The following is a 20,130-nucleotide window of genomic DNA, read 5'->3' on the forward strand; positions in this document are numbered from 1 at the left end:
GCCGACCACGAAGCCGGCGTGGTCCCACAGGACGACGATTCCTGCCCAGCCCTGGTCAACCGGGGAGGGCCTGGGTGATCTGCCGGGACGTCTGCGCGGCGACCCGTGGGTCGACGGCGGCGTAGGTGGTGTAGGCGTTCAGGCCGGTGGCCGGGGCCCAGCCGCGGCCCCGCGTCCAGGTGGCGTCGTCCACGCCGAGCGCCTCGCGGAAGGCGGCTCGGCTGGTCGCCGACATCAAGGTGAAGGCGATCATCAGGTCGCGGGCCGGGTCGCCCCTGCCGGGCTCGCCGAAGTCGATGACGGCGCTGAGCCGGCCGCCGCAGGTCAGCAGGTTGCCGGTGTGGAAGTCGCCGTGAAACCACACCGGAGAGCGGTCCCATCCGGGCGCGCTGGGCGCCTCGTTCCAGAGTGCGGTCATCGCTGTCGCGTCGAACACGCCGTCCACCGCGGCGATGGCGGCCCGGGTCGCCCGGTCCCGGTCGGACAGGGGCCGACCGGTGAGGTCCTCCCCGGTGTTCTCCACGGGGACGTCCTCAGGGGTGAATCGCCGCAAGGCGAGCGGGAACCGGGTCAGTTCGACCGCGGCCCCGCAGGAGTCGCCCAGGGCGTCGACGGTCGATCGTCGGGAGGATGTCCGCGCTTCGCCCGGCTACCAAGATCAGCTCCCAGGGTCGGCCCGCGCCGTATGACGGGCAGTCGCAGCCATCCCAATGGTTCGGGCTGCGCCTGTCGACCGAATGCGCGACGCACGGCTGCCGCGCCGAGGCGTGCTCGGCGCGGCAGCAGACGTGCTCCTCGGCCGGAGCCGACGGCACCTGAGGAGCCCCGTCGGGGCAGGGCGACCACCAGGGTTCCCCCGCTCCGACGGAGCTCGGTCGGCCGGGCGTCGGATCACCGGCGCCCGACTGACTCCGGTGCCGCGGGCGTTGTGCTCCGGCTCAGCCGAAGTTCACGTCGCTGCACCACATGTAGGCCTGGTCGAGGTGCGAGGCCTGCCAGATCACGAACAGGATGTGGTGTCCGGTGTAGCCGGAGGTGTTGACGTTGAACCTGATGTCCTGGGCCGGGGCGTAGCGTCCGGTCTGCGTGATGAAGTCGAGGTTGCCCCAACCCAGCGTCTGAGTTTTGGGATTGAAGCCCTGCTTGCTCACGTAGACCCGGAAGTAGTCGGCACCGTGGGACGCCTGGTCGTGCAGCTGGACCGTGAAGTTGTTGCTGACGTTGGTCGTCTTCCACGGCCCGGGCTTGTTCAGGCTGTCGTTCCTCGAGAGGTTGTTGCTGCAGAGCGTCCCGTCGGGCGTCCGCGCCTGGAACTGGCCACCGAGGCCGTCGCGCAGGGCGCTCATCCAGTTCCACATGGTGTCGGAGTTGGCTTGGAACGCCTGGTAACACATGGGGTCTTCGGTCTGCATGGCCGGGCTCGTGTGGTTGCTGCCCCAGGTCTTCCAGCACTGGTACGCGCGGGTGGCGGGGCTGACGATGGTGCCGTGTGCCTGGGCGGGGGTCGACCAGGCGAATGCACCGACCACCGCGGCGAACACCATGACGAGCGCCTGAAGAGGCCGGCGCAGGGACCGCGAACGCCCGGATAACGGACTCTGTTTGCGCATGTGGGGGGACTCCTTCCAGTGTGCAAAGCTGTCATGGGAGCGCTCCCAACGGTACGACTGCGGCACGAAATGTCAATGGAGCAAACAAAGTTGATTTCAGGGGTGGGCGATGAGCTGGCATCTCTCGGGGGCCGCGGGTCGGAAGAGTACGCGGGGCCGGTTCAGCGTCACGGCCGGGCAGGGGGCGCGCCTCGTCGACGCACATCCCGCCATCCCGCCAGCGGCTGTCCGTGCACTTCGCGGGCCTCTTCCTCCGGCCGACCGTCCTGACCGGCCCAGGCGTCCGGACGGCGTCGGCCCGATCTCGCCGTCACCGGCCCACGGGATCACCGTCGGCGCCGTCGTCGCGGCTGCGCAGTGTCATGTGACCGCCGTGGTGCAGCGGAGTACCCGGGCGCAGCCGGGTCACCTCGTGCCCCGCCTCCGCGTCGACGAGGTGCACCTCGCCGTGGCCGCCCCGGCTGACGGCGATCCAGTCGGAGCCCGGTGAGGCGGCGACCGCCCGGCGCTGGACGCCTTCCTAGGGGGTGCCGTCGCGGCGCGGAGCGCCCGCCATGGCCGCCAGGGGAACGCGGCGGACGGTGCCGTCGGTGCCCAGGAGGACAAGTTCGTCGCCGTCGGGGTGGATGCGGGTGAAGGCGGTGTGACGCCGGGCGAAGGCCAGCCGGAAGACGAGCCCGGGGCCGAGTTCCGTGCGGAGCGTGCGGCCCGTCCCCAGATCGTGCCGCCACGCCTGGTTGGTCCATTCCGGCCAGCGCAGCGGGTCCGGGTCGCCGCCGCGCAGCGTGCTCCACAGAGCCGGTCGGCGGGTGTCGAGACGGAGATACCAGCCGCGGGCGGGCGACCCCCAGGGGACGACGGTCTCGTGGACGAGTACGTCGCCCTTCCTGCGGGCCCGGTGCACACCCTCGCCCGTGGCCGCGAACACCTCTCCCGTGTCGGGGGCCAGCGCGTCCCCGTGTCCGTCGTCCGGCAGGGGCAGCACCGCGAGCGGTGTGACCGGCGGGCAGCCGGGCGGAGCCGCGAGGAGGCCGGCGAACCGGTGGACGGCCAGCTCCCCGGGCTCCCGGTGCCGGAGTACGACCAGCGGATCGTCGCCGCCCAGCACCGTCACGCCCGGTTCGCCGACGCGGGTGCGGACCCGTGCCGTGTCCCCGGTGGCCAGATCCACGACGGTCAGCAGCTCCGACCACGGTGCGGCGTTCTCGCCCAGGCCCGTGGTGACGGCCAGCCGGCGGCCGGACGGGTCACAGGCGAGGTGCTCGGCGGGCACGGCGACCGGGACCGCGCGTTCCACCAGCTTCGCGGCGAACGGATCGAGTACCAGCAGCTCCCCTCGGCGGTCGTCGACGCAGGCCACCCGTCCGCCCGGCAGCGCCAGGAACCCCGCGTGCTCGGAGAGATGGCGGCCGGTCAGGCGTCCCACGACCTCCCCGTCCGGCACGGTCAGCACATGGACCGATCCGTCCACATGGTCGGAGACGAGCAGAACGGGTGCGGGCATGGGGGTCCTCCAGAAACCGGGTCTGATGAAAACGATTATCATGTATCTTCGGTGCGTTCCCGATATCCGAGAAAGAGCGAGGGCATCGATGCTGCGCGCACCGTCGAGATTCGTCCGTGGCTGGATCACCGCCGCGGTGGTGGGTTCCGTTCTGGCCGGCTGCGGCTCGCCGTCCGAAGAACCCGCGAGTGACAAGGCCAGGCCGGCGGCGAAGACGGACGTCGGCGTCGAACCCATCAAGGCGTCCACGGAGTTGACCGACACCAACGGCGTCAAGGTCTCGCTGAAGAAGGAACCCGAGCGGATCGTCTGCCTGTTCGCCCTCTGTGACGACATCCTGACCGAGCTGGGCATCGTCCCGACCGCCACCAACAGCGCGTTGCTGGCCCACCCGGACTTCCTGGGGGAGGAGAAGGCCAAGGAGGTCGACGTCATCCCCGGCGGATTCATCGCCCCGGAGGTGGAGGCGATCCTCTCCCACAAGCCCGACCTGGTGATCGGCCTGGGGGACACGCACGGCAAGCTCGCCCCGGCGCTCAAGGGCGCCACGACGTTCTGGGCCATGCAGCCCGAGACGTGGGAGGACAGCGTGGGGTACCTGCGTGACCTCGCCGCGCTCACCGGACGCACCGCCGAGGGCGAGAAGGCCGAGCGGACCTTCCGGACCAAGCTCGCCGCCGCCGAGAAGGCTCCCAGCGACAGGACCGCTCTCATCATCTACGGCAGTGACGAGAACTTCGGCGTCGCGACCCCGGAGACCGACGTGGCCGCCAGCCTCTTGCCGAGGATCGCCGAGTACCCGTGGAAGTCCCGTGGCGTCGAAGGCAGTTACAGCCTGGAAGAGATCCTCGCCCAGGACGTCGACGTGCTGTTCGTCGAGACGCTGGGCTTCGGCGACGCGGACGGCAAGCTGTCGGAGAAGCTGGCCGAGAACCCCCTCTGGGGCAAGATCCCGGCGGTGAAGAACGGCGATGTCCACGAGGTGAACTCGGAGGTGTGGGCCAAGGGCCGCGGCACCCGCTCACTCGGCATCGTCCTCGACGAGGCCACGGCCGCCCTGCGGTGAGGGCGCTCCTGACCGCACCCGTCGCGTCGGGCGGACAGCGGGCGTCACGGGGCGTGCGCAGGGGGCAGCCGCTCCTGGTGGCCGTCCTGCTGGTCGCCTCCTCGGTCTGCGCGCTCAGCCTCGGCACCCCCTACGTCCCACCGCACCGGCTGGCCGCCGCCGTGCTGGACGGGGACACCACGCTCGCAGGGATCGTCGTCACCGAACTGCGCGTGCCGCGGCTGGTGCTGGCGCTCGTCGCCGGAGCCTGTCTGGGCGCGGCAGGGCTCGTGCTCCAGGAGGCGCTGCGCAATCCCCTGGCGGTGCCGGAGATGCTGGGCGTGTCGTCCGGTGCCGCCCTGGGGGTCGCCGCGCCACTGGTGCTGAGCCTGTCACTGCCCGCCGCGGTCCAGCCGATGCTCGCCATCGGCGGGGCCGCGCTCGGCGGTGGTCTCACACTCCTGGCCGCCGGGCTCGGCCGCGGCCCGTCCGCGGTGCTGCTGACCGGCGCCGCGGTGGCGGCCGCGCTGCAGGCCGCGCTGCTCGTCCTGATGGTCATGGCCGACCAGTTGGACCTCCAGCTCATCTACCGGTACCTGCTCGGTTCCCTGTCCGCCCGGACCTGGGACGACGTGGCGGGTCTGTGGCCGTGGCTGCTCGTCGCGGCCCCCGCGCTCGTGCTGTGCGCACCGGTGCTGTCGGTGCTGCGGCTGGGTGACGAGGACGCCGAGGCGCTGGGGGTGCGTGCGCAGCGCGCCCGGCTTGCGGCACTGGCCATCGCGGTGGTGCTGATCGCCCCGGTGACGGCCGTGTGCGGTCCCGTCGCGTGGGTGGGCTTCCTCGCCCCGCACCTGGCCCGGTGGTTCGGCCCCGCGGCGGGGGCGGTGCGCTGGCTTCCGTGGTCCGCCGCCTGGGGCGCGGCCGTCGTGATGGTCGCCGATGTTCCGGCCCGGCTGGCCCTGGCGCCCGTGGAGACGCCGGCCGGTGCGTGGACGGCTCTGCTGGGCGTGCCGGCCGGGGTCGCGCTGATGCGGTCGGGTGGTCGCGGCCGGGCGTCCCGGCGCCGCCCGGCCGCCTCGTCCGTGGCGCGCGAGCCACTGCCCGGACCGGGGAAGGCGGCTCCCGGTGCCGCGGACGACATCCTGCGCGCCGGGGCGTCGTACGACGTCGGCGCGGACGCGCCCGGGTACGGCGGGCTCCGCGACGGTGGCCCGCCCCCTTCCGGCGCGACCGGAACGGAGGGTGGACGGTGACCCGGCGATTCACGGTTCTCGCGGTGCTGGCCGTCGTGTGCGCCGGAGTGGAGCTGGTGGCCGGGCGCGGCATGTCCCCGGGCGCGGCCTGGGACGTCCTGAACGGCGGCGGTGACGCCACGGAGCGCCACATCCTGTTCCAACTGCGCCTGCCCAGGCTGCTGGTGGCTCTCGTCGCCGGTGCCTGTCTCGCCGTGGCGGGGCTGGTCCTGCAGTCCGCTCTGCGCAATCCCCTCGCCGGCCCGGAGGTGACGGGCGTGACCCCCGGGGCGGTACTCGGAGCCGTCACCGCGACCGCCCTGGGACTGGCGGGGTGGGACTCGCCCCTGGCCGTGGTCCTCGCCGCGTGCGCGGGCGGATGTGCCGGAGCCGCACTGCTGTGGCTGCTCGCCGGCCGCGGGCGCGGTGACCCCGCGCAGACCGCCGTGCACGGGGTGCTGGTGTCGGCGGTGCTGGGCGGACTCACCGCCATGGTGCTCCTGGTGGAGCCGGGCGAACTCGGCAGTGTCGTCCAGTGGCTGGTGGGCACGACGGAGGGCCGGGTGTGGCAGCACTGGCACCTGCTGTGGCCGTGGGCCCTCGTCTGGGGGGCCGGGGCCTGGTTGCTGGCCGGGCCGTTGACCCTGCTGCGCTGCGGGGACGACATCGCCCTGGCCGCCGGGCTCTCGGCCCGCCCGGCCCGGACCCTGGCCCTGCTGTGCGCGGTGGCGCTGACGGCGGGCGCGGTGGCCGCCGTCGGGGCGCTGGGCTTCGTGGGACTGCTCGTTCCCCATCTGGCCGTGGCCGTCTTCGGCGCGGACCTGCGGGTGAGCCTGCCCGGTGCCGCCCTGGTGGGCGCGGTGGTGGTGTGCGGGGCGGACGCGACGGCGCAGCTGTCCTCGCGGCTGCTGGCGGGGGTGCTGGACTCCGGACGGCTCACGCTGCCGGTCGGGGCGCTCACCGCCTGCCTCGGCGCCGCGTTGCTGCTGGTCGTCGTGCGCCGCACGCCGAGCCGTACGTTCTGACGTCGAATCGAGGACAGAGCATGACCGAGTCCGTGGGGATCCACGTCGAGGGGGTCCACTTCGGTTACCCCGGGCGACCCGTACTGCGGGGCGTCGACCTGACCGTCCGGCCGGGTGAACTGACCGCCCTCATCGGGCTGAACGGCTGCGGCAAGTCGACCTTGCTGCGGCTGGCGGCCGGGCTGCTGCGACCGGACGAAGGGCGCGTTCGCCTCGGAGGGGACGACCTGGCCCGGTTGTCCCGGAGGGCCACCGCCCGGAGGGTGGCCCTGCTGCACCAGTCCGCTCCGGCCGTCCCGGGCCTGACGGTGCGTCATCTCGTCCGTCAGGGGCGGTACGCGGCCCGCGGGCCGCTGGGCATGCTGCGCGAGGGGGACGACCCTGTCGTGCACCGGGCGCTGCGGGACGTCGGGGTGGGGGAGTGGGCCGACCGTGACGTCGACGCGCTGTCCGGGGGCGAACGGCAGCGGGTCCGGCTCGCGATGGCGCTCGCCCAGGACACCCGCGTGCTGCTGCTCGACGAGCCGACCACCTACCTGGATCTGCACCACCAGCTCGACGTGCTGCAGACGGTGGTCCGCCTGCGCCGGGAACGCGGGCTCACCGTGGTGATGGTGTTGCACGACCTGGCCCACGCCGCCCGGTTCGCCGAACGCGTCGTCGCCCTGCGCGACGGCCGTGTGGTGGCCGACGGAGCACCGGGCGAGGTGGTGACGCCGGGGTTGCTGGCGGACGTGCTGAAGGTGGCCGGGCGGGTCGGCAGGGACCCCGAGGGAGGCTGGCCGGTGTGTTACCCAGATCACCCCCTGTCAGACCTAGAAAATGAAAATCAGATTCATTAGTGTGGCGGCGCGGCGCTCAACCGGGCGCCTCAACTCCCGTACGAACAAGGAGAGTTCATGGACAACGAGCAGATCTTCACGCCGATCGCCGACCAGGGTCAGCTGGCTCACGCCTCGGCCTCCCACTCCAACGCGCTCGTCGAGAACCCCTTCGACGACAACGAGGAGTAAGCGAGGGCCCACCCCCTCGACAGTGGGGCCCGCCCGTTGCCTTCCGGGCGGGCCCCGCGCCCGTACCCCACCCTTGCGTCAGGAGGATCGCCGTGTCCCGCAGCCGACTCGTCCCCGGTGCCGAGGTCGTCGCCGTGCCCGGGCGAGGGCTCGCCGTCCGGACCCCGGAAGGGGAGTTCTTCAGCGTCACGACAGGGGGCGCCGACGAGGACGTCCTGCTCTCCCGGCTCACGGGCGCGGCCACCGGCCCGATGGACGAGGAAGTCGGTCGTGTGCTGCGCGCGTTCGAGGACGTCGGCTACCTGGCGGAAGGGCCACAGGAGTCGCAGTGGCCCGCCGCTCGCCGGGACGTCCGCGTCCTCGGTGATCCGGTCCTGACAGAGCCGCTCGCCGCGCAGCTGGCCGCCCTCGGCGCCCGGCCGCACGTGACCGGGACCGCCTCGGGCGGATCACCGGTGAGTGTCGCGGACCTGCTCGACGGAGACTGCTCCGCGGTCGTGTGGTGCCTCGACGGACCCGTGCCGGACGGGTTGTGGCGCGCGGCCGACACCCTGCCCGACCGTGGCGTCGCATGGCTGCGCTGCCACCGCGAGGGCTGGCAGGCGTACGTGGAACCGGTGGCCGCCGCTCCCGGAGACGTCACCTCGGCGCACGTGCGTTCCCGGCGGCTCGCCGCCACCCCCGCCCACCGCGAACTGGCCGCCTACTGGAGCGGACCCCGTACCTCCGGCGCCCCGGTGCGGCTCTCCCCGCCCGCCGCCACGTTGCTCGCCGCGCTGCTCGCGGACGATCTCCACCGGTGGGCCACCGGCGCCTCGGAAGCGGCCGGCGTCCCGGCCCGTCGCCGGCTCCGCCGCGTGGACCTGCGCACGCTGACGGTCACCGAGCACCCCGTCCTCCCGGTGCCCGACGTCGCACCGATACCGGAGAAGGACGGATGACGGCGTTCGACGCGACCGTGGCGGAACTCGCCACCGACGTGGTCCTCCCGGCCGGCGACGGCCCCTTCCCGGCCGTGCTGATCCGCACCCCGTACGACCGGACCCGGCACCGTGCCGAGGCACACGGCTGGGCCCGCCGCGGATTCGCCGCCGTCGTCCAGGACGTGCGCGGCCGGTTCGCCTCAGGGGGAGACTGGCACCCCTTCGCGAGCGAAGCCGCCGACGGCGCGGCGGCCGCCCGCTGGATCCGGCGCCAGCCGTGGAGCGACGGCCGGCTGGTGGCCGTCGGCGCCTCCTACGCGGCCCACTGCGCCCTCGTCCTCGCCCTCGACGCGCCCGGGGACGCCCGGCCCGACGCCGTCATAGCTGCCGTACCCGCCCTCGGCCCGGCCGAGACGGCCCGCGAGACGTCCGGCGTGGAGCGGCTGCTGTCCCGCGCCGGATGGTGGTCCGCCCACGGCGACCGACCGGACTCGGACGAGAGCGCGCTCGACAAGGCCCTTGCAACGGACCCCGGTCTCCTCGTCCACCTGCCGCTCACCGGCCTTCCCGAACGGCTGGGCCGCGCGCTGCCCTCCTGGGCCGGCCTGTGGCGGGACCGCGACCGCGGGCGCCTGATCGCGCGGGCGGCGGACGCCACCGTGCCCCTGCTCGCGGTGGGCGGCCACCACGACCACTTCACCGAGGACACCGTCGCACTCTGGCACGCCTGGGCCGGACCCTCGGCGCGGCTGCTGCTGGGCCCCTGGGGTCACGGCCTCGGTTCCACACCCGGCCCCGACGCCGGCCCGGCCCACCGGGTGAACCTCGGCGAGCTGTACGTGCGCTGGACCCGCCGTGCCCTGGCCGGCGAACTGGCCCCCGGCCGCCACGGCTCACAGGCCCTGGGCGGGGCCGATCTGTGGCTGCCCGCCGTCGCGGAGGGCCAACCGCGCACCCTACGGCCGCGGCTGCTGCACGGGGCCGCGTTCACCGCCGATCCCGGCCGGCCCGTCCGCTCCGACGATCTGAGCGTCCCCGCCGACGGCCCACCCGACCGCTGCCTGCTGGTCACCCCGCCGCTCCCGCGTCCGCTCGACGTGGTGGGCCCCGTGAGCGTGCGCCTGCGGGCCACGGCCCACACACCGTCCGCCGACTGGGCCGCTCGGCTGGTCGTCCTCGCTCCGGAAGGGACCGCCGTGGGACTCGCCTTCGGAATCGTCCGGCGCGACGAACGGGCGGGCCGCGAGGCCGCGTTCACCGTCTGCCTCGGCCGGATCGCGCGTCGGCTGAGCGCCGGCACCCGGCTGCGCCTGGAGATCGCCGGGCACCACTTCCCGGCCCACGCCCGCAACCCGCACACCGGCGAGGACCCGGTGACGGCCGGCCGGCTGCGCGCCTCCCGGCGCGAGATCGATCCGGACGGCGTGGTGCTGACCCTGCCCGTGCTCCCGTCCCGCCCCACCCCCGTCGACCCCGCGGAGGAGATCCTGAGATGACGACGCTGTCGCTGGAAGCACTCGTCGACCCGGTCTGCGGCATCGTCCGCAAGGTCGAGCCCGTCGAGCACCCCACGGGCGCCCCGCCCCGCTACACCGCCCTCACGGCCGAGATAGCCGACGCCCGCAGACACGGCCTGTGGCCCGCCGACCGGGTCTCCCTCGGCACCACCTTCGGCGACCCCGGCCAGGCACGTGTCGCCGCGATAGCCGAGGGAGTGGAGCGGTACTGCGGCAACCGCGTCCCGCCGCCCGGCCACCCCGACGCCCCCGTGCGGGCCACCGCCACCGAACTGGCCGACAAGGGCCTGCGGTTGTACGGCCCGGAAGACCTGCCCGCCTACGCCGACTGGCAGTACGCCCGGGACAAGTTCCCCTACCGCCCCCTCACTTCCGACACCCCGGCCCTGTGGACGCACGGCACCGAACTGCTGCCCGGCGGACGGACGGCGGATGTCTGGGCGCCCGTCGCGCTCACCCACCTCAACTGGCGGCAGGGCGAACTGCGGCAGCTGCCCCGCACCCACCACCTCAACTACGCCGGAATCGCCACGGGACAGGGCCTCGACGACGCCGTCGAACGGGGCCTGCTGGAGATCGTCGAACGCGACGCCCTGGAACTGTGGTGGCATCTGGACGGCCCTGCTCGCGGCATCGACCCGGCGAGCGTGCCCGGCCTCGCCGACGACCTCGCCGGTTCCGCCTTCGACGTCCACATCGTCGAGATGTACTCGGAGTTCGCCCCCTGCATGGCCGCGCTCGTGCACGACCCGCGCCTCGGCCTGTACGCGGCCGGGTTCGCCTGCAAGTACGACCCGGCCGAGGCGGCCCGCAAGGCCGTCCTGGAAGCCGTCCACACCTGGGTGTTCACCCAGGGCCTGACCGATCCCGACGGCTGGGTCTTCCAGGCCGTGGAGGCCGGGCTGCTCGCCCGCGGGCTGTATCTGGACCACCGGTCCGACGGCCGTTACCTCGACGTGTGCGGCGAGCAGTTCGAGCACGTGAGGGACCTGGGCGCCCATGTGCAGGTGTGGCTGGACGAGCGGATGGCCGCCGAGGCCAGGCGCTTCACCGCGCCGGCGCTCGACACCGTGTCCCTCGACGAGGTCGAACACGGCAGCCGGCAGCGGCTGGACAGCACGCTGCGCGCGGGCGGACACCGTGTGATGACCTTCGACCTCACCACGGAGGACGTGGCCGAGACCCCCTTGCGCGTCGCCCGCGTCCTCGTCTCCGGGCTGCTGCCCAACGCCCCTGCCGCCTTCGGCTACTTCGGCTGCCCGCGCCTCGCCGAGGCCGCCGTCGCCCGAGGGTGGCGCACGAGCCCGCCGAGCGCGCCGGAGGACTTCACGCTGGCGCCTCCGCCGCACATGTGAGGGCCGCACCCGTGGAAGACCTTCGCGAGGACCGCCCGGTGGACCTCGTCGCCGCCCTCGCCCGCGCACGCTCCGCGCAGCCACCCGGACCCGACACACCCGCCGGGGGAGCGGTCCGGGCCTGGCCCGGACCGCCGCGCCCCCTCCCGCCGGCCGGCCCGGCCGACCTCGACCTGGAGGCCCTGCTGCGCCACTCGCTGTCCGCGGCGGACGACTCCGGACGCCTCAGGCCCGCCTCCTCCGCCGGTGCGCTGCACCCGGTGGACGCCGAACTGCGCGTGGGCGCGGGCTGCTCCCTGCCGCCCGGCCGCTACGGCTACGACCCGCTGCGCCACCGCGTCCACCACCTCGGCCGGCAACCCGAGGGCACCCCGCCCGGCGTGACCGCCGAGCTCTCCGTCACCGCGCGGCGTACGGTCTCCCACTACGGCCACCGCGCCTGGCCGCTGCTGCTGCTGGACACCGGGCACGCCGCCGCGGCCCTGTTCCTCGCGGCACGCGCGCTGGGCACGGACGAGCCCGAGGTGCGGCTGGACGGTCTCACCGAGAGCCCCCTGGCCACCGTGCACGTCCCGCCGCCCGACGGGCGGGGCGGCCCGGCGCACCAGGAGGACGGGCAGGGCCGGGCGCACCAGGAGGGCGGGCAGGGCCCGGCGCACCAGGAGGACGGGCAGGGCCGGGCGCACCAGGAGGGCGGGCAGGGCCCGGCGCACCAGGAGGCTGGGCGGGGCCGGGCGCACCAGGAGGCTGGGCGGGGCCGGGCGTACCAGGGCGGCGGCGCCCGCTTCCTCGACCCGCCGGGCGGCCCGGCGACCCCGGCCGAACTGCTGGCGCGCCGCAGTACCCCACCGCCTCTGACGGGCGCCCCCTCCCAGGACGCGCTGCTGGCGGTCCTCACCACCGCGGAACGGGCGGGCACCGGCATGTTGCGGGAGGTCCTCCCGACCGCCGCACGGCCGGACCGCGGGGACCTGCGCTGGTGCGCCGCGGTGGGCCCGCCACGACCCGCCCTGATGGCGCTGTCCGACGACGGCACGACCCTGCGGCGGCACGCGGCGGGAGAGGCCCGCCCGACCCTCGCGGCCTGGGCCGCGGGCCAGGCGTGGATCGCGGACGCGGGCGCCGTCCTGCTCGCCCACGGCTGCCCGGCGGACGCCGACGCCGCACACATCCGCCGCACCCACCTGCGGGCCGGCTTCGCCGTTCACCTGGCCCATGTCACCGCCCTGCGCCACGGGCTGGCGGCCCGGCCCGTCGGCTCGTGGCAGCAGGCGGACCTCGGCGCCGCCCTCGGTGCCCGCCCGGGCCGGGACTGGGTCGTCCACGGACTGGCCCTCGGCACCCGCCACGCCGACGAGGAGAACACCACGTGATCGTCCACCCCGAGCTGCTTCGCGCCACCAGGGGCGCCCGGCGCCCCCTGCTCGCGTCCGCCTTCCTGCAGGGCGCCGTCACCCTGACGCACCTGGTTCAGGCCGCACTGCTGGCCCTCGCGCTCGCCCACCTGGCCCGCGGCGACACCGGCCGGCTGCCGTGGCTGCTGGCCGCGGTGCTCGGCGTCGTCGCCGCCCGCGCCGGGCTCGCCGTGGGGCAGCGGCGCACCGCCACCCGTGCCGGGGCCCGGGGCAGGGTGGCTCTGCGGGACGAACTCCTGGCCCATCTGGGCAGGTTGGGGCCGGCCCACCTGACCACCGCGAGGGCCGGAGCGGTCCGCACCACCCTCGTCGACGGGGTGGAGGGCGTCGACGCCTATGTCTCCCGCTACCTGCCCCAGCTGCTGATCACCCTCACGGTGCCGCCCCTGGTCCTGGCCGCCCTGGCCGTGGTCGAACCGTGGGCACTCCTCGGCCTCGTCCCCGCCCTGCTGCTGGCCCTGGCCGGTCCGCGCGCCTGGGACCGGCTGCTGGCCGCCCGCGGCAAGGAGCACTGGGACACCTACGAAGGGCTCGGCGCCGACTACCTGGAGGCGCTCCAGGGCATGCCGGCCCTGCGTGCCGCAGGCGCCGTCGGGCGCACCCGCGCACGCCTGGAGGAGCGGTCCGCCGCGCTGCACCGGGCGACCGTCGCCAAACTGAGGGTGTCCCTGGTCGACACCGCCATCACCGACCTCGCCATCCAGGGCGGCACCGCCGCGGCCGCGCTCCTGGCGTGCTGGTCGGCCGTCACCGGATCCACCACGGCGACCGGCACCTATCTGATGCTGCTGCTGGCCTCCGAGTGCTTCCGGCCGGTCCGCGACCTGGCCCGCGAATGGCACGCCGGATACCTGGGCGCGTCGGCCGCGGACGGCCTCGCGGCCCTGCGCACCGCCGAGCCGCCCGTCCCCGACACCGGAGAGACCCCCGCCCACTGGACGACCCCGCCCGAAGTGCGGTTCGACAACGTCCGGTTCACCTACGACGGCACCCGGGCGCCGGCCGTCGACGGCGTCTCCTTCAGCGCGCAGGCGGGACGGACCACGGCGATCGTCGGCCCGTCCGGCGCGGGCAAGTCCACGCTGCTGGCGCTGCTCCTGCGTCACCACGACCCGCAGGAGGGCAGCATCACGCTCGACGGGCGCCCCACCACCGAGTACACCCTCGACTCGCTGCGGCAGGGCATCGCCGTGGTGTCGCAGGAGACGTACCTCTTCCACGCCGGCATCGCCGACAACCTGCGCCTGGCCCGGCCCGGCGCCACGGACGACGATCTGATCCGGGCGGCGCGCGTCGCCGGGATCCACGACGAGATAGCCGCCCTCCCCGACGGCTACGCCACCGTCCTCGGTGAGCGCGGCGCCACCCTCTCCGGCGGCCAGCGCCAGCGCCTCGCCCTCGCGCGCGCCCTGCTCGCGGACGCCCCGGTGCTGGTCCTCGACGAGGCCACCAGCGCGGTCGACGAGCGCCGCGAAGCGGACATCCTCGGGGAACTGATGAACGCCGCGAGCGGCCGGACCGTCCTGGTGGTCGCCCACCGGCTGGCCGCCGTGAGGCACGCCGACCGCATCGTCGTCCTCGACGAAGGACGGGTGGACGCCGTGGGCGAGCACGCCGGCCTCGTCGAGGCCGGCGGCGTCTACGCGCGGCTCGTCGACGCCGGCCGCGCCCACCGAGGAGAACTCGCCGCATGAGCACCGCCACCGCCACCACCCTGTCCGAAGCGGACGCGCCCGCGCGAGGCGCACTGCGGGCCCTCCTCCCCGCCCTCGCCGCTCACCGCGCCATGACGGTCCGCACCTGCGCCGCCGCCCTCCTCGAACAGGGCTCCCTCGTCGCGCTGGTGACCCTGGCCGCACACACCGTGGGTACCGCCGTCATCGAAGGGCGAGCCCCCTCGGCCGCCACCGTCACCGCACTGGTCGCCCTGGTCCTCGTCCGTGCCCTGACGACCTGGCGGGAGATGGACCTCTCGCACGACCTGGCCTACCGGGTCCTGGCCGTGCTGCGGGTGCGCGTCTTCGACGGACTCGCCCGCAGCGCGCCCGCCCGCATCGGGGCCCGGCGCAGCGGCGACCTCGCCGCCACGGCCATGGCCGACGTGGAGGCGCTGGAGTTCTTCTACGCCCACACCACCGCCCAACTGCTGGCGTCGGGAACGGTGTTCACCGGCGGTTCCCTGGTCCTCGCCGTGGCGGAACCCTGGCTGCTGGCGGCCGTCCTCCCGGTCGCGGCCCTGCTCGCCGCGGCGCCCTTCGCCGACGCGCACGGGCGCGCGGCACGCGGCAACCGCACCCGGACGGCCGCGGCGAGGCTGTCCGCCGACACCGTGGAGACCGTCGACGGGCTGCGCGAACTGCTCGCCTTCGGCCGGCTCGCCGAACGCCGCCGCACGCTGGCGGAGCGGGGACGGCAGCTGGGCGACGCCCAGCGCGCCGAGGCCACCTGGGAAGCCGTCGCCGCATCGGTCCGTGACCTGCTCATCGTGGCCGCCGTCCTCGGCGTGGTCACCGCGGCGGCGCAGTCCGTGACCTCCGGACGGCTGCACGGCGCGTGGGCCCCGGCGGCGATGGCCCTGGCCCTGTCCGTCCTCGGCCCGGTCGCGGAGTCGGCCCGCGCCCTGAGCCAGGCCGTCGCGCTGCGCGCCGCGGCCGCCCGCGTGGGAGCCGCCGTCAAGGCGCCCGCCCTCGCCCCGCCGCCCGCCGCTCCCCGTCCCCTGCCGCCCGGGCCGCTGGGCGTCCGGCTGCGCGGCGTGCGGTTCGACTACGGCGGACAGCCCGTGCTGGACGGCGTCGACCTGACCGTCCCGCCGGGCCGGACCCTCGCCCTGGTCGGTGTCTCGGGAGCCGGCAAGTCGACCTGCGCGCACCTGCTGGCCCGCTTCTGGGACCCCTCCCAGGGAGCGGTCCAGCTGGTCCCCGCGCACGGCGACCCCGTGGACATCCGGGAGGTGAGCGACCCCGAACTGCGGCGGGCGGTCGTCCTCGTGGGACAGGAGACACCCCTCTTCCACGGCACGCTCGCCGAGAACCTGCGGCTCGCCGCACCCGAAGCGGACGACGACCTGCTCGCCACGACGGCGCGCCGGTGCGGCGTCGACCGGATCGCCCGGATGGACACCCTCGTCGGCGAACGCGGCGCGACCCTTTCAGGAGGACAACGGGCCCGTATAGCCCTCGCCCGCGCGCTGCTGGTACGCCCGCGCGTCCTCGTCCTCGACGAGTCCACCGCCCACCTGGACAACACCGGCGACGCCCAGCTCGCCGCCGCGCTGCGGGAGGAGGGCCGCACCACGATCGTCATCGCCCACCGGCCTGCCACCATCCGCCGTGCCGACCGCATCGCCGTCCTCGAGCAGGGCCGCATCACGGAGGAGGGAACCTGGGAGGACCTCACCAGCCGCCCCGGCAGCGCGCTCAACCGCGTGCTCTCCATACCCTCCTGAGCCCGGTGACGACCAGCTGCTTGGCCGGAAATGCGCATGGCAGGCCGAGGCCCGGATCCGTCGCTTCACCGTCTGAAGCGGGTGCTCGAACCGTGGACGCGACTGCGCGACACCGGTCTCCGCCTCCGAATCGCTGACGGTACCTTCCACCGTCGCATGCCGCTTCAGCAGGGTATCAAGCAGTTTCCGGCTGTCGCCACGTTCTCGCCAAAGCGCCCACCGCACATCTCGTGGTCCTACGGATCGCCTCGATCTTCCTTTGGCTTTGCGCACAATGATCATCTATTACGGAGAACTTGAAGCGGCCACCGTGATGGTCAGGGTTGACTCAAAAGAGATGCCGGGGGCCGGCAGACGGCGGCGCTGCGATTTCTGGGTCCTTGAAGGTCGCCCGGTAGCGCCTCGTCGAGGCCGCTGCGGCAATGCTGCCGTCCGGCCGATCCGGCCGAATGGGCAGGCGGGTGGCCGTGCGGCCATGGACATCGGGTGGGGTGGTGCCCCGGGGTGTCGGGATGCCGCCCAACTTTCTTTCCGAGTTACGGGTTTGCCTGTGAAAGGGCGGGATACACGGCCTTCTTGGTGGGCTGCTGAACGGCCATCTTCCCGTCAACTTCGGGGGGTTGCCATCCTGTGACCCAACGTGAAAACTGTGAGCGCACTCGGTCGGGATGATCGTGTCGAAGCGCGTTCGTGACACGTGAATCGAAGGACAGGGAGTTCTGCGCAGGGCTGCTGCGCGGAGTAGTCACTGGGGGGACGTGGTGGTGTCTGCAAGGTGCCCTGGGCGCGTGTTGCCGGGCTGCGCACGTGCGGGCCTGTCCGCGGCTCGGCGGGCGTCCGGACCGCTCGGAACCGCCGCCCCGCCGCGCCTGTCCAGTCCTCAGTTCCGCTGACGCCCGGGCCGGAATGCCCTGAGAAGTGGCGAAGCCGGCCGTCCTCGGTGGGCCGACCCCGCTGAGCCGTGCCATGGTCCACCTGGCGCGGAGCGACAACCGCCTCGCAGCGCCTCACCCCGATGGCCGAACCCGTGACGGCCGGTGCTGCCCGCGGTCCGCCACCGCGCAGGTCGGTGGCCCACCGCCGGGCAGGCGCGCCCTCACCCAAGGAGAAACGGTGACAAGCACACAGCTGACCGGGGCCGAATCGCCGCTCGACGCGTTACCCGGGCGATGGCGGTCCTTACGCGACGCGGGCCCCGTGACGTACGACGAGGAGCGGCGGCAGTGGCACGTCGTGGACCACCTAGGCGTCTCGTCGGTCCTGTCCGACCCGGCGACGTACTCCTCCGACATGACGCCGATCGCCCCAACCCAGGAGGACTTCGAGGCGTTCACGCAAGGCAACTTCGTCGGCATGGACCCGCCCGAACACCGCAAGCTGCGCACCCTGGTGAGCCAGGCCTTCACCCCGCGCGTGATCCACGGACTCGCACCGCGCATCGAGGCCGTCTGCGCGCGGCTGTTCGACGGCGTCGCCGACCACGACCGCTTCGACCTGGTCGACACCCTCGCCTACCCCCTGCCGATCATCGTGATCGCCGAACTCCTCGGAATCCCCGCCGAGGACCACCGGCTGTTCCAGGAATGGGCGGCGACCCTCTTCGGCGGTGACCAGCTCGGCGACAGCCTGGACATGGCCGACCTGGAACGTGCGCTGGAGGCCATCGCCCCGACCGTGCGCGAGATGAACGGTTACGTGCTGGACCACATCCGGCACCGCCGCGCCCACCCCGGTGACGACCTGACGAGCCGGCTCCTCGCGGCCGAGGTGGACGGCACGCGACTGGCGGACCAGGAGATCGTCGGGTTCGTCGCCCTGCTGCTGGTCGCCGGGCACATCACCACCACCGCGCTGCTCGGCAACGCCGTGGTCGCCTTCGACCGGCACCCCGGCACGCTCACGGCGCTGCGGAGGGATCCGGACCGGGTGCCGGACGCCGTCGAGGAAGTCCTGCGCTGGCTGCCGCCCTTCCCCGAGCTGGGCCGGCGCACCACCCGGCCGGTGACGCTCGGCGGTCACGAGATCGCCGCCGACACGCTGCTGATGGTGCACCTGGGAGCCGCGAACCGCGACCCCTCCCGCTTCACCTCGCCGGACGTCTTCGACACGGCCCGCGACCCCAATCCTCACCTGACGTTCGGCCACGGCATCCACTTCTGTTTCGGCGCCCCATTGGCCCGGCTGGAAGCCCGCATCGCCCTGCAGATGATGATGGAACGTTTCTCCTCCATCGAGGTGCCCTCGTACGAGGACGTCACGTACCAGAACCCGGCCGTCATCGTCGGCGTACGCCACCTGCCGGTCGCCGTCACCCGGCCGTAGCACGTTCCACGCGCGCCTCCCGCACCGCTCACCCGCGGACCGGCCGCACTCTCCTCTCCACACCCGCTCACGCCAGGAGTCACCTCCCCATGCCGTACCCCACCGCCGCTCCGGCCGCCCACCGGCCGCCCACCTTCTCGCAGCAGGAGTTGAGCAGCCGCCTCGACTCCCTCGCGCGCGCCCACCGTGTGCCCGGCGCCCAACTGGCCGTGCACACCGGAAGCGACGTCCTCAGCGTGCACACCGGCACGGCCGACGCCCGGACGAACACCCCGTTCACTGCGGGGACGGCCGTCCCCCTGGGTTCCGTCACCAAGACCGCCACAGCCGCGGCCGCTCTGCTCCTCGCCGACGACGGAGACCTGGAACTGGACGATCCCGTCGCGGGCTTACTGCCAGAGTTAGCCGGGGGGATACCCGATGTGACGGTGCGGCACCTGCTGAGTCACACGGCCGGCCTGCCCACCGGGCCCGACTCCGACAGCGCCGCGGGCACCACCCCCGCCCGCTACCTCTCCGCGGTCTGCACCGCCCGGAACACCCTCTTCCCGCCGGGCACCGGATTCTCGTACTCCAACGCCGGCTACGTGGCCGCCGGCCGCATCCTGTCCGAAGTGACGGGCATGACCTGGCAGGAGGCGGTGACGGCGCTCGTCCTGGAGCCCCTGGGCATCGCGCCCGCCTTCCTCGGTGACGCCGCACCCGCACGGCCACTCGCCAGTGGCCACGCCCTCAACACGGCCACGGGCCTGGTGCGCCCGGCTCGGCAGAACCTCGCTCCGGTGGAGGCTCCGGCCGGAGCCCTGCTGGCGAGCGCCGAGGATCTGGCCGCTCTCGGCCGGGCCGTGATCGGCAGGTCCGCCGCGTTGCCGGCCGCCGTCGCCGATGCGATGCGATGCCCCGAACCGGCCGCCGACCCCGGTGCGCTGGCCGACGCCTGGGGCCTGGGCCTCGCCCTCTTCCGGCAGGACGGCCGGGTGTGGTGCGGCCACGACGGCAACGCCCAGGGCACCTCCTGCCATCTACGGGCGGACCCCGACAGCGGGATCGTCGTCGCCTTCACCGGCAACGCCGGCGCCGCCACCGCCCTGTGGCGCGACATCGCCGCGGAACTCGCCCGGGTCACCGGCATCCGCGTGCCCACCGCCCCGGCCGCCGGCACCCACCGCCGCGGACCGGCCGTGGCGCTCCCGGACTGCGCCGGGACGTACCGCAACGGGAGCACCGAGTACACGGTCAAGCTCGACGGGGACGGCAGGCCGACCCTGTCCGTCGACGGCGACTGCCCCATTCCGCTGGTGTGCTACCCGGACCTGTCCTGCGACCTGCTGGACCCGGCCACGGACCGGGTGGAACCGGGTGGCCGCTTCCATCGCGACCCCGACACCGGGGTCATCGACCGCCTGCAGGTCTCCGGACGCACGGCGCGCCGTACCGGCTCCGACTGACACAGGCGCCGCACCGGTGGCGGCCGGCCGCGCGAGGCCGCGCACACGTCGTCCGGCCGCGCGCCTCACCGCGCCGTCACATCACGCCGGATCCGCGCGATCCGACCACGCGCCGGACCGCATCGCCCGAGCGCGGGCCGAACCGCCCGGTCCGACCGCGCACGGCACCGGCACGGCCCGGCCGTGCCCCGCACCCGCTCCGTACGCGAGGACCCCGCTCCGCTCCGGTGCGCCCACGGGCCGCCCGGGAGCGGCGCGGCGCGTCCGTGCGCCGCC

Annotated in this window: 14 protein-coding genes and 2 pseudogenes; 13 read left to right on the forward strand and 3 right to left on the reverse strand. The window is 74.2% G+C overall.

Annotated features, from left to right (window positions below):
• Positions 1-55: 55 nt before the first annotated feature.
• From ACPXCS_RS23205 to ACPXCS_RS23215, 3 genes and pseudogenes are all read right to left on the reverse strand, one after another.
• Positions 56-619: pseudogene (locus ACPXCS_RS23205) on the reverse strand (phosphotransferase); the annotation flags it as partial.
• Positions 620-938: 319 nt separating this feature from the next.
• Complete coding sequence (locus tag ACPXCS_RS23210) at positions 939-1,544, reverse strand: lytic polysaccharide monooxygenase auxiliary activity family 9 protein (protein ID WP_425948677.1); 606 nt, start codon at positions 1,542-1,544, stop codon at positions 939-941.
• A 376-nt stretch (positions 1,545-1,920) separates the two neighbouring features.
• Positions 1,921-3,114: pseudogene (locus ACPXCS_RS23215) on the reverse strand (YncE family protein).
• A gap of 88 nt (positions 3,115-3,202) precedes the next feature.
• On the opposite strand from ACPXCS_RS23215, the gene ACPXCS_RS23220 reads away from it, so the two are divergent.
• The 13 genes from ACPXCS_RS23220 (at position 3,203) to ACPXCS_RS23280 (ending at position 19,854) form a co-directional block, all read left to right on the forward strand.
• The gene (locus ACPXCS_RS23220) at positions 3,203-4,180 is read left to right on the forward strand and encodes an ABC transporter substrate-binding protein (RefSeq protein ID WP_425948675.1); all 978 of its coding nucleotides are present in this window, start codon (positions 3,203-3,205) and stop codon (positions 4,178-4,180) included.
• A gap of 53 nt (positions 4,181-4,233) precedes the next feature.
• Positions 4,234-5,412: a FecCD family ABC transporter permease gene (locus ACPXCS_RS23225; RefSeq protein WP_425948674.1), complete on the forward strand. Its 1,179-nt coding sequence runs from the start codon at positions 4,234-4,236 to the stop codon at positions 5,410-5,412.
• A complete protein-coding gene (locus ACPXCS_RS23230) occupies positions 5,409-6,416 on the forward strand; it encodes a FecCD family ABC transporter permease (RefSeq protein ID WP_425948672.1) in 1,008 nt (335 codons plus the stop codon). The genes ACPXCS_RS23225 and ACPXCS_RS23230 overlap by 4 nt, the downstream gene beginning before the upstream one ends.
• 20 nt (positions 6,417-6,436) lie before the next feature.
• Entirely contained in the window at positions 6,437-7,258 is an 822-nt protein-coding gene (locus ACPXCS_RS23235) for an ABC transporter ATP-binding protein (protein WP_425948670.1), read from the forward strand.
• 57 nt (positions 7,259-7,315) lie between these two features.
• Entirely contained in the window at positions 7,316-7,429 is a 114-nt protein-coding gene (gene amiA, locus ACPXCS_RS23240) for a streptamidine family RiPP (protein WP_240797855.1), read from the forward strand.
• Between the two features lie 92 nt (positions 7,430-7,521).
• Positions 7,522-8,370: a hypothetical protein gene (locus tag ACPXCS_RS23245; protein ID WP_425948669.1), complete on the forward strand. Its 849-nt coding sequence runs from the start codon at positions 7,522-7,524 to the stop codon at positions 8,368-8,370.
• Entirely contained in the window at positions 8,367-9,848 is a 1,482-nt protein-coding gene (locus tag ACPXCS_RS23250; protein WP_425948668.1) for a CocE/NonD family hydrolase, read from the forward strand. The genes ACPXCS_RS23245 and ACPXCS_RS23250 overlap by 4 nt, the downstream gene beginning before the upstream one ends.
• Positions 9,845-11,224 carry a YcaO-like family protein gene (locus ACPXCS_RS23255; RefSeq protein WP_425948667.1) on the forward strand — a complete coding sequence of 460 codons (1,380 nt, stop codon included), beginning with the start codon at positions 9,845-9,847 and terminating at the stop codon, positions 11,222-11,224. Before ACPXCS_RS23250 ends, ACPXCS_RS23255 begins: the two co-directional genes overlap by 4 nt.
• 11 nt (positions 11,225-11,235) lie before the next feature.
• On the forward strand, positions 11,236-12,597 hold the full coding sequence (locus tag ACPXCS_RS23260) for a SagB/ThcOx family dehydrogenase (protein ID WP_425948666.1): 1,362 nt from the start codon (positions 11,236-11,238) through the stop codon (positions 12,595-12,597).
• Positions 12,594-14,333: an ABC transporter ATP-binding protein/permease gene (locus tag ACPXCS_RS23265; protein WP_425948665.1), complete on the forward strand. Its 1,740-nt coding sequence runs from the start codon at positions 12,594-12,596 to the stop codon at positions 14,331-14,333. The genes ACPXCS_RS23260 and ACPXCS_RS23265 overlap by 4 nt, the downstream gene beginning before the upstream one ends.
• Positions 14,330-16,084 (forward strand): ABC transporter ATP-binding protein, encoded by a 1,755-nt coding sequence (locus ACPXCS_RS23270; RefSeq protein WP_425948663.1) that lies wholly within the window; start codon positions 14,330-14,332, stop codon positions 16,082-16,084. The genes ACPXCS_RS23265 and ACPXCS_RS23270 overlap by 4 nt, the downstream gene beginning before the upstream one ends.
• Before the next feature lie 1,113 nt (positions 16,085-17,197).
• Complete coding sequence (locus ACPXCS_RS23275) at positions 17,198-18,406, forward strand: cytochrome P450 (RefSeq protein WP_425948661.1); 1,209 nt, start codon at positions 17,198-17,200, stop codon at positions 18,404-18,406.
• 89 nt (positions 18,407-18,495) lie between these two features.
• Entirely contained in the window at positions 18,496-19,854 is a 1,359-nt protein-coding gene (locus ACPXCS_RS23280) for a serine hydrolase domain-containing protein (RefSeq protein WP_425948660.1), read from the forward strand.
• Positions 19,855-20,130 lie beyond the last annotated feature (276 nt).

The organism is Streptomyces sp. DT190, from assembly GCF_049846985.1.
GTDB lineage: Bacteria > Actinomycetota > Actinomycetes > Streptomycetales > Streptomycetaceae > Streptomyces.

Coding starts and splice junctions, on each gene's coding strand:
- ACPXCS_RS23280 (WP_425948660.1), top strand. CDS start 18,496: ATGCCGTACCCCACCGCCGCTCCGGCCGCCCACCGGCCGCCCACCTTC.
- ACPXCS_RS23270 (WP_425948663.1), top strand. CDS start 14,330: ATGAGCACCGCCACCGCCACCACCCTGTCCGAAGCGGACGCGCCCGCG.
- ACPXCS_RS23220 (WP_425948675.1), top strand. CDS start 3,203: ATGCTGCGCGCACCGTCGAGATTCGTCCGTGGCTGGATCACCGCCGCG.
- ACPXCS_RS23210 (WP_425948677.1), bottom strand. CDS start 1,544: ATGGTGTTCGCCGCGGTGGTCGGTGCATTCGCCTGGTCGACCCCCGCC.
- ACPXCS_RS23250 (WP_425948668.1), top strand. CDS start 8,367: ATGACGGCGTTCGACGCGACCGTGGCGGAACTCGCCACCGACGTGGTC.
- ACPXCS_RS23255 (WP_425948667.1), top strand. CDS start 9,845: ATGACGACGCTGTCGCTGGAAGCACTCGTCGACCCGGTCTGCGGCATC.
- ACPXCS_RS23235 (WP_425948670.1), top strand. CDS start 6,437: ATGACCGAGTCCGTGGGGATCCACGTCGAGGGGGTCCACTTCGGTTAC.
- amiA (WP_240797855.1), top strand. CDS start 7,316: ATGGACAACGAGCAGATCTTCACGCCGATCGCCGACCAGGGTCAGCTG.